Genomic DNA, 13645 nt, shown 5'->3' on the forward strand with positions numbered 1-13645 from the left:
TGAAGCATCAATCGCGCGACCGCAAAATTCAAGCTCTCGTTGTTGAAGTTGTTGCTCATACTTTTACGGCCTCACCTCCCGATAAGTTAAGCGGCGGGCACCGTCGCGCATAGCGCCCTAGCAGGCTGAAGAAATACCTCCAGCCCAGCATCCCAACCCGGTAAGCTCACGGCCCTCCCCCCATTGCCAGACCCATGCGCGGCGCCGACACCTTCACCGAGAGCCTGTTCTCTGTTCGCAAGCTGGAAGACTTTGTCCCCGCCTCGCACCCCCTGCGCCCCATCCGCAAGATGGTCAACGCAGCCTTGGCCAGGATGGATGCCCTGTTCTCGCGCATGTACGAAGCAGACATCAAGGGCGGGCGTCCCAACATCGCCCCCGAGAAGCTGCTGCGCGCCATGCTGCTGCAGGTGCTGTACAGCGTGCGCTCGGAACGCCAGTTAATGGAGCAGGTGCAGTACAACCTCTTGTTCCGATGGTTCATCGGCCTGTCCATGGACGATGAGGTCTGGGTGCCCAGCGTGTTCACCAAGAACCGCGAGCGCCTGATCGAACACGACGCCGTGATCGAATTCTTCAACGAAGTGCTCAGGATCGCCGACAAGAAGCACTGGCTCTCGGGCGAGCACTTCAGCGTGGACGGAACGCTCATCCAGGCCTGGGCGGGCCACAAGAGCTTCGTGCGCAAGGGCGACGATGACGCGGGTGGTGATGGTGGTGGCGCAGATGATGGCCCTGGTGCAGATGCCAAAGCCCATAGCGATGGCGGCAACTTCAAGGGCCAGCGGCGCAGCAACGACACCCATGAATCCACAACGGATGCCGACGCCAGGCTGTACCGCAAAGGCAATACCGCCAGCGAACTGCGCTACATGGGACACACCCTGAGCGACAACCGCCAGGGCTTGGTGGCCAATGCGGTGGTCACGCTGGCCGATGGCTACGCAGAGCGCGAAGCGGCCAAGGCCATGGTCAACGACGCCCGGCAGGCGCAGGCCGATCCCACGCGAACCATCACGCTGGGAGCGGACAAAGGCTATGACGCACGCGAATTCATTGAGGCATGCCAGGCCATGAACGTCACGCCCCACGTGGCCCAGAACAAGTCAGGCAGAAGCTCGGCCGTACCCGATGCGATTGCGCAAAGCGAAGGCTACGCGGTATCGCAGCAAAAGAGAAAGCTCATCGAGCAAGGCTTTGGCTGGGCCAAGACCGTGGGCGGCATGAGGCAGGTGATGGTGCGAGGCCTTGAGCGGGTGGACCAGATGTTCGTGCTAACGATGGCGGCCTACAACCTGGTGCGCATGCGCACCCTGGGGCAATTGGAGCAATGGGGGCAGGTGCGTCCGCAGGGCGCATATTGAGGGCAAATGGACGTCGAAGTGGCTCAAATCGAGCGCTAAAGAGCCCGATAGGCCCCTTGCATCCCGGGATGTGAAAACAAGAGAGCCCGCAGGCTGCTGCGGGGCGAGAAGGGCTTGCAATCTGGGAAGTATTTCTTCAGCCTGCTAGGCGTTGCCGATACGCTAGCTCAGCAAATGGTGTTCTACCCATCGATACCAGATAGCTGTCGCGACTTGGCGCCGAACGCGTGGCGCTCAAATCGCCACACCCCGTACCTGCCCTTCGCAGGCGAACGATATTTTGAGTCAACGTCATCGCCCCTCGCCTACTTCAAGGTATTTGGCTCGCTGGCTTCTTCCCAAATAGGCATTGCTCTGCATGCCCTATGCTGTGACGGTACGTATTCCAGCGTCGAGATGAAATGCACCGTGTTGGTCAACGAGCCCCGGGGTTTTTGTCTGGGGCACCATCTGTCAGATAACCAATAGGGCAGGCCGCATTAGCGGCCTGCCAATCTGACTATGGATGTGAAAAGGTAGCTCCCACAGACAAGTGCTTCGAATACAGCGCAGTTGCGCCCATGAACACTGCTGTTCGGCGGATGAACTCAGCTGAGCTACTCTGGAAGTAGGGGCCCAACGGGATAGACAACCCGCGGAATTGGAAAGCCGAATTCGGCATACGGGCGTCATACAGACAGCCAATGCCGGCAGAGATTTCCTTCCAGGCCTGAGCAATCGTCGGTACCGGGTCAGGTGCCGCCTGATCGGTAGACACGAGGATCGCCCAGTAGACTTCGTGTCCGCGGCGTTGGGAGTAGTCACGCGCCCAGACCCGCCCCAGAAGCCGGTTGCCCAAAATCCCCCTGATGGCGGCATCGAAATTGTCAATGTCTATGCTGATTTTTGGCTTGCCGCCCGTCACCGCGTCGAGTCCGCTCGCATCCTGCCCTGAGTAGTTGCAATCGAAACGCACCAGCGTTGCGGCCCCCTGGACTTGGTCGTTGAGGCCGTTGAAGTACTGGTAGACGCGGCGAGCCCGCAGGTGCGCATCAGCGACGAAACGCTTGACGTTCGCCTTAAATGTGGGCCCAGATCCCAGCCGCCCGATTTCGCGCAGGCACCCGTTCATGATGTCAGCAATGCACACCATGGACGCAAGTCCCGGGGAAGTCTGCTCGAGGATGGCGCGGAGATTACGGCGAACCACACATTCCAGCAACAAGCCGAAGCGGGGATCCCACACCGATTGCGCCTCAGCAAGTGTCGTGTCTGTCGTGACACGTTCAACCAGTTGGTGGAAGCGATCACCCAGAGGCGTCACCTGGGTTTCGGGTTGGACAGACGTGCGGCGTACGGTGAACTGATCAACCTTCGTCCGGCCGCTGGCCTCGACGAAATCGCACGCTGAGATCAGTACATTCGCAACAGCAATCTCTTCGTGGATAGGCACGATCGCCTGTCCGCGGAAGGTGTGGAACCGCTCGAAGAAGGCCTTATTCATCTCGTCGTTGGTGTAAAACTTCACGATGTCAAACCCTTATTCAGAGACGGAAGATGCACCAGCAACGCTGCTCGATGCGACCGTCGACTCCGAGGCCGTTTGGACAGGCTGCGCATTGGCAGCCTTGGCATCGACCCAGCTGTTCAAGTCGCACAAGCGCCATGCGTTGCTGCCTGCACCGGCTCCCAGTTTGAAGGGCTTCGGGAAAGTGGGGTCGAAGTAGCGGGACTTAGGATTGAGTGCCTGGAAAACGCTCGAGCGGCTGCGTTTCAGGAATGCGCAGGTCTCCTTGGTGTTCAGGATGGGAGACGGCGGGCTGCTGTGTGCTTGCATGTGTTTTCTTTCGGTTCAGGTTGGTTGTGTCCGTACAACCTGACTCTGCTCTCAACCGACTTTGAAAACTAGGCGCTCTGCTAGCAAACGCCTAACTCTAAGTATCCTGCTCGGGCAGCCGTGAATGAGGCTGGGTAGTAACGGAACACGGAATTAAGCGCATGCAGGTGGTAGGACACGTTTCGACCCCGTGGCATGGCGGAGCTTTGAGCTGGACATACGTTGACCGAGACCTTCGAGAGACGTACGCGGCCATCCAAGCCACCTTTGCACACCTCGCCTTGCAAGAAACGCTATGTCCCACCCGTCCGCGAGATGTCTGCAGACGGTGTCCATTGGCGCACGGTGAGGATGAGCATCCGAAAAAGCACATAGTTGACAGCGAGCAGCGCTTGCATGGCCGGTCAAACATCAAGCGGACCGATCCGAAGACACCGCTTTTCGACGTCGCCCTCGCCGCTTGGTTTCATGGGCGCTAGAGATTTCGCCCCTGCGCAGCAGTCGCATCTGTCCATCGTCAGCCTCTATGGCCTGCTCGACTTTGCAGATGTATGAAATCAACCGCCGCATGTTCTGCCGCTTTTCGTCGTCGGAATGATCAACTATTCCGATAGCTGAATACTTGTACTGTCTTCTGTTGCAGTTTTCAAAAGTACCACTCCCGCCCGTTATCTCATTTCGCCAGTAGAGACCGATCTTGTCTGCGCGCCACTCGTGCTTTATTACGTGAGCACCATCGAAAAAGAAGATGCAATGCATATGCACACCTCGATCATGACCGCTTTCTAGCTTGAATATATATCCAACCTTATGCCTAAAAACTGAAGGCTTGTGACGGCCATTGTTTAACATCAATGCGACATCTCTATTAATCCGTTCCACATCTGAAATCAACTCAGAACCACATTCAGGTTCAAGTTTTTGGTAGTGAAGATCAATTCGCACTATCGCCAATCGCGAGTAGCGTTCATATAGATTATCTACATAATCAAGACATGATTTCTCCCGGCGCCTAGTCTTCTTTTTCAAAGCGCTTGCCATTTCCTTAAACTCGCTACTTGCGCCCCTCAGGCGAATTTCTTCGATGACTTGGTTAAAATTTTTACCTGCAACCAGGTAATCAGCAACCAGGTCATTCGCATTCGCAGTCCAAGAACGATCTTTCCATTTTTCGGACATCACGTCGAAGAACAACTGAATAAACAAGCTGTGAGGAATCGGTCGGAACGCCTTCCTTACTTGGGGGAGTTCCCTAAAAAATCCAGAGAGACTTTCCGAAGCCGATACAAAGTGCCCACGCTTGTTCTGCGCAAAAGCAATGTCTTTAGAAGAAAGTACATTCTTCACAAAGTCATCTATCTTGGCCAGTTGGTTCTTTATGAACTTGGACTCTCTATAACCATCTATTTTCTCGCCATCAAGTAACATCTTAAGATCCTCTTATCCCTAGAAACCACAAGTCAATAAATCTACTCTAATTAATAATACTAATAACCAAAATTCATCGCCGCAAGAATACCCCCATAAGAAAAGCGGAAGTCAATTTAACGCCCCGTGAGCACGGTGCATTTTCAAATCGGCAACTGTACTAAGTTACGTTCTGATCAACGTCATCCAGCCAATCATCAAATGACCTGGACAGGTAAATTTTGCACCGTACGCTCTATCTTAGAAATTGAGCGAGACAGTGGCCTCGAAGGCACGCCGCACGAAGGGAGGGAACGCAACTTGTACATAGAGAATTTTACAACGCTAGAGCGCGCAAGGCTCGCTTTCTCCCATCAGGAGCTTGGGATCTTGAGCAACCCGGCCCGCCCATTCCTTCCTAGATCTGAAGCGAAGTATGAGCTTCCCTGAAACTGTTTTAGCATAGGTACGCGAAATCAGTGCTCGGCTAGCGCAAATCAATATGACGAAGGGTCAAGCGCCACGAGCACTCGATGTGAGAGACATGAACGTCTTAATGTCAGATCTTAGCCAGCACAAAGGAGTTTTCGGAGGTTTTTGGATTTCGCGATCTGAGCTTGCAAATGACCAAATTTGTGGGGCAACGTGGTCAGAGATTGATTTTTGGAAGCGCATTTGGACGATCCCAGGCGACCGCATGAAAGCAAAGAATGAACATTTGGTGTCCCTTAGTGGGGCAGCAATAATATTGCTCAAGCGCATTCAACGAGGAGCTCAAGCCGATTTCATTTTCCCTAGACAAGGGGGAAAGCAGCTGTCTGATGCGTCCATGTGAAAGTGCTGAAGTCGATGAACGTCGATGCAATGCCTCACTGGTTTAGGTCGACGTTCAGAGATTGGGTAGACGACGAAACGGAATTTTCTGAAGAGGTTGCAGAGCGCGCACTTGCGCACTTAGTTGGAAGCAAAACCCAAAAGGCCTACAGATGCAAGACACCGCTGGAAAAGTGACATGCTCTGAAGTAAGCGTGGGCAACATTCTGCGCTGGGCCCGTCAAAGATGTGTCCATCAATGAATGGAGCCGGTGGCTACCGGATTTGGCAGGTGGAAATGACCTGTATGTGGTCGCGGGAGCATTTGATTCCATTATTTTTTGGCGATATATCGTGACCTTGAGCCAGAGCAAGCCACACGCTTGCTCTGGCTTTCGTCCGTCTGGGGCTGCCATTTTTATGAACTCCAGACATATCAGCCACGCTCAAGGAGTCATCATGATAGAAACCCCCTCCCCCCTCGAAAACCTCGCCGCTTGCGCCATCGCATACTTAGCCGGCATCCTCTTCACCCTGGCATTAATCGCCTATATCGACGCCGCCATCGAAGGCAAGCAGCCGCGCCCCGCGCTGCCCCCCGAGGCCTGACCATGTGGGACCCCGACGACCGTGACCAGGATCACTGCCACCCCGTCTTTCCAAGGGACCCACGCTACCCGCACTGCCCCCAATGCCAATCCGCTCGCGTCAAGCCCCGGCACATCGCCCGCAAGATCGGCAGCGCCATCGGCACCCTCGCAGGTGCCGCCACGCTGTCGATGCACGGGGGCGCAGCAGCCAGTATCGGTGCGGGCATGGGCTTGCGCTTTGGCTCCGTGACCGATTCCACAAGCCCATGGGGCCGGGGTGTTGGTGCAGTGGCAGGCGCAGTCTTAGGCGCGATGGCGGGTGCCGCGGCTGGCTGCGGCGCGGGTGCATCCCTCGGCAGCGCCATCGATGCCAACGTGCTCGACAACCACAAGTGCCTGTCATGCGGTCACTGCTTCTGCGCTGACATGGACTGAACCCAGTCAGCGAACCTCCCCCATCCACCACTAGCCCCGCGTGCTTCGGCACCGGGGCTTTTTGCTTTCTGGAGACCCCTTATGTGTTCTATCCTGTCGTGCGCCCGTGCGCACGTATCTTTGCCGGCCGTCATCACCGATGACCGCTTCACGTACACCCGCCCTCCCCTGGTCCAAAAAGCCCTGGACCTGCTGGAGGGCGACGTGCGCAACTCCGACGTCCTGAGCTCGCCAGGCGCCGTGCGGGACTACCTTCGCCTCCTGCTGGGTGATCGCCCCCACGAGGTCTTCACGGTGGTGTTCCTCGATGCCCAGCACCGCGTACTCGACACCCTGGAGATGTTCCGCGGCACCTTGACCCAGTCCTCGGTCTACCCCCGCGAGATCCTCGTCGAAGCCCTCGCCCGCAAGGCCGCTGCCGTGATCCTTGCTCATAACCACCCGAGCGGAGTTGCCGAGCCATCTGGCGCCGACCAGGCGCTGACCCAGACGCTGCAAGCCGCCCTTTCCATGGTCGACGTGCGCGTGCTGGATCACTACGTCATCGCACGCGGTGAGCTGGTCAGCTTTGCGGAACGTGGGCTGCTGTAGCGGTTGTTCGCGCTTGTCGTTCGCTCTTCTCTTTTCGATCCGTCTCTTCATCCATCCACTTTTTATCAAGGAGCCTTTTTCATGGCACACCTCATTCAAACCATGGCGTACGCGGGCGAAACCCCCTGGCACAACCTGGGCCAGAAGCTTCCCGCCAAACAGTCTCTCGACGTCTGGGCCCGCGAAGCCGGCATGGACTGGAACATTCGCGAGACCCCCGTCCGCTACATGGCCTCCGATACCGACGCTTCGGGCGTGGCCGGTCTCTACGGCGAGGCCATGGAATTCCCCGACCAGAAGGTCCTGTACCGCAGCGACACCAAAGCTCCGCTGTCGGTGGTCTCCGGCCGATACCAGGTGGTCCAGCCCCGCGAGGTCCTGGAGTTTTATCGCGACCTGACCGAGGTCTCCGGCTACGAGCTGGAAACAGCCGGTGTGCTCAAGGCCGGCAAGAAGTTCTGGGCCCTGGCCCGCACCGGCAAGGAAGCCACCCTCAAGGGCAACGATACGGTCAAGGGCTACCTGCTCCTGGCCACCTCGTGTGATGGGACGCTGGCGACAACCGCGACCCCCACCACGATCCGGGTGGTCTGCAACAACACGCTGTCGATTGCCCTGCAGGGCGCAAGCAGCGCCATCAAGGTGCCCCACAGCACCAGCTTCGACGCCCAAGCGGTCAAGAAGCAACTGGGTGTGGCGGTCTCGCAGTGGGACAGTTTCATGTACAGGATGAAGACCTTGTCCGAGCGCAAGGTCAAGAACCACGAGGCGATGAATTTCTTCCTGCGAGTGCTGTGCCAGCATGATCCCCAGTCCGAACTGGCTCCGGCACTTGTCAACGAACGCGCCTTGAAGAAAGTTCAAGCGATGTACGACGGCCATGGCCGCGGTGCGGAGCTGGCAGCAGCCAAGGGCACCGCCTGGGGTCTGCTGTCAGCGGTCACCGAGTACGTCGACCACGAACGCCGTGCGCGCAGCCAGGAATACCGCCTGGACAGTGCCTGGTTCGGTCAAGGTGCCGCCCTCAAGCAGCGAGCCCTTGACCAGGCGCTGCAGTTGGCGTCATGAGGCACACTTGTTGGTGCAGTAGTTCTGCGCATTCACCACCCCACGGCATAGAGCCCCGGTCCCTTCATTGGGCCGGGGCTTTGTGTTTTGGGAGATTCGTTCTTTCAACATGAAGGAGTTCTTGATGGCAATCCTAGAGACACCAAGCTCTGCTGATAGAGCGCCAGCAACAGGTCGGCCTCGCCCGGCCTTGAAGCTGGTACGCACCCAACAGTTGCCGCGCGAACAGTGGCTGCAGGTGCGCCAGGGCGGTATTGGCAGTTCAGACGCGGCGGCGTCAGTAGGGCTCAACCCCTTCAAGTCGCAGCTCGAACTGTGGATGGAAAAGACCGACCGGGGTGATCGGCTGCCGGCGATCAATCCACAGGACGACACCACCCCGATGTACTGGGGAACCCTGCTGGAGCCCATCGTCGCGGCGCACTACACCCGGCGCACCGGAAACCGCGTGCGGCGCATCAATGCCGTGCTGCAGCACCCGGACCACCCCTGGATGCTGGCCAACATCGACCGAGAGGTCATGGGATCGCCGGCCGTCCAGTTGCTAGAGTGCAAGACCGCCGGCATCCATGGCGCCTGGCTCTGGAGGAATGGTGTTCCGGAGTATGTGCATCTGCAGGTCATGCACCAGCTGGCAGTGACGGGCAAGCGAGCTGCAGACGTGGCAGTGCTCATCGGCGGTCAGGAGCTCAAGGTATTCCGCATCGAAAGGGACGAGACCATGATCGCCCAGCTCATCACCCTGGAGCGTCAGTTCTGGGGGTATGTGGAGCGGGATCAAGAGCCCCCGGCCGATGGAACCGACTCCGCCGACGTGGCCCTGCGGGCGCTGTATCCCCGGGACTCGGGCGGGACGCTGGATCTGCGGCAGGACCTGGTCATGTCGGCGGTGTTCTCTGACCTGGTCGCAGTGCGTGACGCGCTGTCCACCAACACGGCGCTCGAAGCCCAGCTCAAGCAATCCATCCAGCAGCGCATGGGCGAAGCCAGCCATGCCCTGTTCGATGGGGGCGAGGTGAGCTTCAAGCGCAGCAAGGACGGTACGGTGATCGACACCGAGCGGCTGGAGAAGGACCACCCCGCACTGGTCCAGCGGTACCGGGTGGACCGGCCAGGGAGCAGAAGGTTTCTGGTGCACACCTGAAGAGTTCGACAACGCACATTGCGCCAACACACACGCCCCAGACGACGGGCTCCACCCGCAAAGGTGGAGCCCGTTTGCATTGGGGAACACGATTTCAAACAAAGGAAGGAGTCAAAATGCTCAAGGGATTGGCCTTGACGCCGCCTGTCATCGGGCGGATTTCTATTGGTCGGGTGGTGGAGAAGAACGGACGTCGGATGCCGGAGGCGGACGACGGTTTCACCATCACCAGCCAGGTCCAGAACTGGGAGGGATGGGAGCCCCACCCGGTGGACATTCAACTTCGCGGTGAAAGTGGCGAAGACGGACAAACCAAACTGCGGCGCATTCCGGTGCGGCTGCTGTTTGACGATCCCGACCTGAACTTGCGGGCCAAGTACACGATGTTCGAGCGGTCCACGGGTCGGCCTCTGTGCGTGGGAGACGGGGAAACCTGCAAGCGGGTCTCGCTGGAGGGCATGCAGTCCCTGCACTGCCCTGGGCCCCAAGCCTGTGCGGTGGGAGTGGCCGGGCATTGCAAGCCGTATGGGCGGCTGCATGTGCGCATCGAGGCGCAAGACGTTTCAGACGACCTGGGAAGCTTTGTGTTCCGGACCACGGGGTTCAACAGCATCCGAACGCTCTCGGCCAGGCTGCGCTACCTGCATGCGGCATCGGGAGGGCTGCTTGCCAGCCTGCCGCTGGAGCTTCGGCTTGAGGGGAAGTCGACCAGGCTGTCGCACGGCGCACCGATCTATTACGTAGACCTGGCTCTACGGCCAGGTGGCAGCCTGACCCAGGCCGTGGCAATGGTGCGCAAGGAGCGGGAGCAGCAGGCTGCCATGGGGTTTGACCAGGCCGCGCTGGATGAAGCGGCCAGGCAGGGCCTTGCTCTGGGCGAGTTCGAGGAATCCCCCGAAGAAGGTGCGGCCGTGGTCGAAGAGTTTTACGCCGTGGAGTTCGAGTCCGACGTGCCGGCCGTCCGGCCCGTGGCTGAGCCGAAGGCACCGCTGGCCAGCAAGCTCAAGCGCAAGCTGGAGGATGCGGGCTTGGCGGACAGCCAGAGGCAACGGGGGCAGCATGGATGAGCCGGAGGTGGCACCAGGCTGTGTCCAGCATCTGTTTGCGCGTGGTCTGCGCTTCACCACCGAGCTGGAGTACCGGGTCAGAGATGCGAACGGCAAATCCGGGTTCAGGCGTCTGCTGCGTGAGCCATCGCCCTATGTGCGGCAACGTCTGGATCGTGATGGGCAGTGGACGTGTGCGTCACTGGCCGTCGCGGTGCTCACGCAGTCGCCGGCCCAACCACCGAGCTTGGGCGCGATCGCGAACACCGACCACAATGCCATCACCGACGCGCTCACGAGGCAGCTTCCGGAGTGGCAGGTCGATATCCTCGACGCGCAAGGCCTGGCGGGATGGGGAGAGGCGGCGCACGAAGCCCTGCGCCTTGGCGGGCTCGGCCTCGTCGAGCTACTGCCGAAGCCACAGCCTCGCTGGGCATTGGTGGTGGGGGTTGAATGGTGCTCCGGTGCCGGACCACCGATGCAGCATCGACCAGCGCTGCTGTTGTTGGATGTGGGCGTGGATCCCGCCTGGGGCTGCGGGCACAACGCACGCTTAACACTCACCGCGCGCATTCCCGACAGCCCCCTAAAACTTAGCACCCTACACGGCGGCTTGCTTTCTGTGCGGCCTGGCAAGCTTGTTGTGTTGCGTCCGTCGCGCTGAGCCAGAAGTTAAGCCGATCTAGATGTTTTTGGCTTGCGAGTTGCCTCTGCTGGAGGGCACAACAGTTGCCAAGGCAGCACGTCCAGGGCAGTGGCGAGACGTTCGATGTTGGACAGCGAAATGTTCCACTTCAGTCGCTCCACAGCAGAGACGTAAGTGCGATCCAACCCGCTCTCCAACGCCAGCCGTTCCTGTGACCACCCCTTCTCCACCCGCTTGAGGCGGATCCAATACCCAAGCACATCCCGCACGTTCTGGGGATCCGGCAAATGGGTGGGTGGAGTGGGTTGAGCAGACACGATGTAAGCATGCGTGTCTGATACATTTGCATCTACGGAGTTTGCTTCACATATCGAATTGATAGAGAAGCTTTTCCCGGGATGTAAACGCTACCGCCGTGCTTGCATGGCGGGTCGTGAAGGGTGCTGTAGGTTCCAGAAGCGAGCCAATGCAGTGCCCCTTTCTTGTCGGTTCCAAAGACGGGATGGGCCGGGGGGCCCGTCTCTAAACCATTCAAACGGAGAAGACTATGAAGTTCATCTACGCAAGTGCCTTGGCGCTGTGCTCGTTCGCGGCGCAGGCGGTGAGTATTCCCAACCAGGTTCAGATCACCCGGATCTTCTTTGACGGAGGCAAGTACCACAACTCGGGGCTGAGCGATCTGCAAATCGACGTCAACTGGCTCAAGGAGCCTGATTCGAACTGGGGCTACTACGCCCAGTTCTTCTGGCAATTCCAAGCGGAGCACGGAGCCTATACGGGGCTGCAGCAGGACAGCTACAGCAAGGAAAAAAAGAAGGCCATCTTCTCCATCTGGGACAAGAGCAGCGGGCACAAGGTGAAGATGGTGTCGCCCTGGTGCAAAAGGTTCGACTGGGAAGGTGACGGCGCGCAGTGCATCATTCAGTTCAACTGGAAGGCGGGCCGCACCTACAGCTTTCGGGTGCAAAAGGAGTCCGGTGGCGAGGGACAGCGCTGGGCCTCCTATGTGGTGGACAACGTGACGGACGACAAGACGCTTATCGGTGTGCTTGAGGTCCCGAACTACCTGAACTACCGAGGGTCGGGAAACATCTCGCCGTACAACCTGGCGACCACCATGGAGTTCTATGACGGCGACCGAAGTGCACCCTGCTCGGGGATGCCCTACTTTGGGTTGGAGTGGAACGGGCCGTTTGCAAACAACAGCACAGCAAGTCCATTCGCTGCGTCCACTGACTACACAGGCGGCGTAAACGCCGGATGTCCCAACGTGAACAACATCCTTGCTGGGCCTTTTGCCACGCGCCAGGAAGTCGGCCCCAACGTCAGCCACAGCAACCGCAACGGGGAGAACCTCTTCGCCCCGAACAACAAGGCAAAGATCGACAAGATGGACTGCCTGTTCAACTGGGTGGAAAGGGCCTTTCCAGCCGCGACGGGTCAGCGGGAAGTGCGGCGACTGTCGTCGATCCAGAACGGCACCAAATACATGCGCGACTACCGCCGCAATGGGCATGGGTTTCAGCTGGGTGCGGACATCAACACCGACGAAGTCTTCTTCGTTGACGACTCGGGGGCGCGCTACAGCCTTGGGGACATGAAGCAGTACCTGCCTGGGGTTGGCTGCAGTGCTCCTTGATATCGGCTTTCACAGCTAAGCCCGGAAGCCATTCATCAGGTCATTCCGCGTATTCATTTGCTGCATTTACTTCACATATCGAGGCGCGAAGAGCGTCCTCGTCCGCCAACGCAGTTGCCGACTCGTCGCGGAAATGAAGAGAGGGTGTTGTTTGTGTCCCCTGGGACCGACGCAACACCCTTTTGTTTTTGTTCACCAACTTCTGATGGAGATAGAAGATGAAGAATTGTGTATATAGAGTTGCTCCCCTCGCAGTTGCCGCGTTGCTCGCCGGCTGCTTTGAAGGAGATGTAGGAAAAGTCAAGGATTCGAGGATGCAGGGGTGGCCCGACTTCACCGTGGGGCAACTGCTGAACAAGCGACAGGCATGCTCCAAGATCGACTGGGAAAGCTTCAAGGACACGCGTGATCGCAAGATCGTCCAGTACACCTGCGAGAACCAACGCATCAGAAGCAGTTTCAAGCGCGTAACCGAAGAAGATGTCTCGCGCGAAAACATGTACAAAGGTCTGGTTATCGAGAGTGCACAAAAGGACCTCAAGCAGGCAGAGGACTACGTAGCATCGGTGGCCGAGCGACTTCAGGAAGACAGAGCTGCGGTTGCCTTGCTGGAGTCGGGGCAAGGCGCCGACCACCCCCTGTATGAATCAAACCTCCGGCAGCGGCGCCAGTACCTTCTTCAAAGTGAAGGAGATGTGGGCACCGCAGCGGCGAAGCTTGAACAGGCCAAAGCCAAAATGGCAGACGCTCCCAATGATCCGAACATGGCCAAGCATGATGCGAACATCGAGGAGCTCAATCAGAAGTTCGCCAGCTTGAAATCGGTGCGCGAAGTTTCGCAGTGGACGATTCAGGATGGGGAGCCGGTGTATTTGGGCTCGAAGATCGAGATCGAGTTTCCGGACACGACGAAAGAAGAGTTGATCAAGGCAGAGTACGTTTTTGGCCAAGCCGCCAAGGACGGCAATGCCGAAGCCAGCCTGCACGGCTTTTACGGCATGCAGTACACCGCACTCTGGCGCAGCTATCGATTGCCGTCTAGAAAATAGCCTCTTGGGGCACTGAAGGATCATGCCCCCGCGACGG

General features: G+C 58.4%; 15 protein-coding genes. 11 read left to right on the top strand and 4 right to left on the bottom strand.

The genetic code is table 11. The features are described 5' to 3' along the window. Positions 1-194 precede the first annotated feature (194 nt). Positions 195-1364: an IS5 family transposase gene (locus AC07X5_RS22045; RefSeq protein WP_494771832.1), complete on the top strand. Its 1170-nt coding sequence runs from the start codon at positions 195-197 to the stop codon at positions 1362-1364. A 499-nt stretch (positions 1365-1863) separates the two neighbouring features. Here the strand turns inward: AC07X5_RS22045 and AC07X5_RS22050 are convergent, their stop codons facing one another. From AC07X5_RS22050 to AC07X5_RS22060, 3 genes are all read right to left on the bottom strand, one after another. After that, on the bottom strand, positions 1864-2871 hold the full coding sequence (locus AC07X5_RS22050; protein ID WP_494771833.1) for a hypothetical protein: 1008 nt from the start codon (positions 2869-2871) through the stop codon (positions 1864-1866). Positions 2872-2883: 12 nt separating this feature from the next. Beyond that, complete coding sequence (locus AC07X5_RS22055; RefSeq protein ID WP_494771834.1) at positions 2884-3180, bottom strand: helix-turn-helix transcriptional regulator; 297 nt, start codon at positions 3178-3180, stop codon at positions 2884-2886. Positions 3181-3591: 411 nt separating this feature from the next. Further along, positions 3592-4608 (bottom strand): YagK/YfjJ domain-containing protein, encoded by a 1017-nt coding sequence (locus tag AC07X5_RS22060; protein WP_494771835.1) that lies wholly within the window; start codon positions 4606-4608, stop codon positions 3592-3594. A 535-nt stretch (positions 4609-5143) separates the two neighbouring features. On the opposite strand from AC07X5_RS22060, the gene AC07X5_RS22065 reads away from it, so the two are divergent. From AC07X5_RS22065 to AC07X5_RS22100, 8 genes are all read left to right on the top strand, one after another. Next, the gene (locus AC07X5_RS22065) at positions 5144-5422 is read left to right on the top strand and encodes a tyrosine-type recombinase/integrase (protein WP_494771920.1); all 279 of its coding nucleotides are present in this window, start codon (positions 5144-5146) and stop codon (positions 5420-5422) included. A 437-nt stretch (positions 5423-5859) separates the two neighbouring features. After that, positions 5860-6009 (top strand): hypothetical protein, encoded by a 150-nt coding sequence (locus AC07X5_RS22070; protein ID WP_494771836.1) that lies wholly within the window; start codon positions 5860-5862, stop codon positions 6007-6009. 2 nt (positions 6010-6011) lie between these two features. Continuing rightward, a complete protein-coding gene (locus AC07X5_RS22075; RefSeq protein ID WP_494771837.1) occupies positions 6012-6425 on the top strand; it encodes a hypothetical protein in 414 nt (137 codons plus the stop codon). A gap of 81 nt (positions 6426-6506) precedes the next feature. Beyond that, positions 6507-7016 carry a RadC family protein gene (radC, locus tag AC07X5_RS22080; protein WP_494771838.1) on the top strand — a complete coding sequence of 170 codons (510 nt, stop codon included), beginning with the start codon at positions 6507-6509 and terminating at the stop codon, positions 7014-7016. A gap of 81 nt (positions 7017-7097) precedes the next feature. Next, the gene (locus AC07X5_RS22085; protein WP_494771839.1) at positions 7098-8084 is read left to right on the top strand and encodes a DUF932 domain-containing protein; all 987 of its coding nucleotides are present in this window, start codon (positions 7098-7100) and stop codon (positions 8082-8084) included. 124 nt (positions 8085-8208) lie between these two features. After that, positions 8209-9228, top strand: a complete 1020-nt coding sequence (locus AC07X5_RS22090; RefSeq protein WP_494771840.1) for a YqaJ viral recombinase family nuclease — start codon at positions 8209-8211, stop codon at positions 9226-9228. Positions 9229-9344: 116 nt separating this feature from the next. Next, on the top strand, positions 9345-10295 hold the full coding sequence (locus AC07X5_RS22095; RefSeq protein WP_494771841.1) for a recombination directionality factor: 951 nt from the start codon (positions 9345-9347) through the stop codon (positions 10293-10295). After that, positions 10288-10938 carry a hypothetical protein gene (locus AC07X5_RS22100; protein WP_494771842.1) on the top strand — a complete coding sequence of 217 codons (651 nt, stop codon included), beginning with the start codon at positions 10288-10290 and terminating at the stop codon, positions 10936-10938. The genes AC07X5_RS22095 and AC07X5_RS22100 overlap by 8 nt, the downstream gene beginning before the upstream one ends. Positions 10939-10946: 8 nt before the next feature. On the opposite strand, the gene AC07X5_RS22105 is transcribed toward AC07X5_RS22100, so the two are convergent. Next, positions 10947-11237, bottom strand: a complete 291-nt coding sequence (locus tag AC07X5_RS22105; RefSeq protein WP_494771843.1) for a helix-turn-helix domain-containing protein — start codon at positions 11235-11237, stop codon at positions 10947-10949. Between the two features lie 230 nt (positions 11238-11467). On the opposite strand from AC07X5_RS22105, the gene AC07X5_RS22110 reads away from it, so the two are divergent. Together AC07X5_RS22110 and AC07X5_RS22115 are read left to right on the top strand one after the other, a co-directional pair. Continuing rightward, a complete protein-coding gene (locus AC07X5_RS22110; protein ID WP_494771844.1) occupies positions 11468-12559 on the top strand; it encodes a DUF3472 domain-containing protein in 1092 nt (363 codons plus the stop codon). Between the two features lie 218 nt (positions 12560-12777). Continuing rightward, entirely contained in the window at positions 12778-13608 is an 831-nt protein-coding gene (locus tag AC07X5_RS22115) for a hypothetical protein (protein WP_494771845.1), read from the top strand. The last annotated feature ends 37 nt before the right edge of the window (positions 13609-13645 follow it).

It is taken from the genome of Acidovorax sp. GW458-11-26-14-TSB4, from assembly GCF_059423865.1.

Bases quoted from the DNA above. Each gene is read 5' to 3' on its own strand.
- AC07X5_RS22075 (WP_494771837.1), top strand. From the start codon at position 6,012: ATGTGGGACCCCGACGACCGTGACCAGGATCACTGCCACCCCGTCTTT.
- AC07X5_RS22085 (WP_494771839.1), top strand. From the start codon at position 7,098: ATGGCACACCTCATTCAAACCATGGCGTACGCGGGCGAAACCCCCTGG.
- AC07X5_RS22115 (WP_494771845.1), top strand. From the start codon at position 12,778: ATGAAGAATTGTGTATATAGAGTTGCTCCCCTCGCAGTTGCCGCGTTG.
- AC07X5_RS22100 (WP_494771842.1), top strand. From the start codon at position 10,288: ATGGATGAGCCGGAGGTGGCACCAGGCTGTGTCCAGCATCTGTTTGCG.
- AC07X5_RS22090 (WP_494771840.1), top strand. From the start codon at position 8,209: ATGGCAATCCTAGAGACACCAAGCTCTGCTGATAGAGCGCCAGCAACA.
- AC07X5_RS22110 (WP_494771844.1), top strand. From the start codon at position 11,468: ATGAAGTTCATCTACGCAAGTGCCTTGGCGCTGTGCTCGTTCGCGGCG.
- AC07X5_RS22070 (WP_494771836.1), top strand. From the start codon at position 5,860: ATGATAGAAACCCCCTCCCCCCTCGAAAACCTCGCCGCTTGCGCCATC.
- AC07X5_RS22095 (WP_494771841.1), top strand. From the start codon at position 9,345: ATGCTCAAGGGATTGGCCTTGACGCCGCCTGTCATCGGGCGGATTTCT.
- radC (WP_494771838.1), top strand. From the start codon at position 6,507: ATGTGTTCTATCCTGTCGTGCGCCCGTGCGCACGTATCTTTGCCGGCC.
- AC07X5_RS22055 (WP_494771834.1), bottom strand. From the start codon at position 3,180: ATGCAAGCACACAGCAGCCCGCCGTCTCCCATCCTGAACACCAAGGAG.
- AC07X5_RS22065 (WP_494771920.1), top strand. From the start codon at position 5,144: ATGTCAGATCTTAGCCAGCACAAAGGAGTTTTCGGAGGTTTTTGGATT.
- AC07X5_RS22045 (WP_494771832.1), top strand. From the start codon at position 195: ATGCGCGGCGCCGACACCTTCACCGAGAGCCTGTTCTCTGTTCGCAAG.
- AC07X5_RS22060 (WP_494771835.1), bottom strand. From the start codon at position 4,608: ATGTTACTTGATGGCGAGAAAATAGATGGTTATAGAGAGTCCAAGTTC.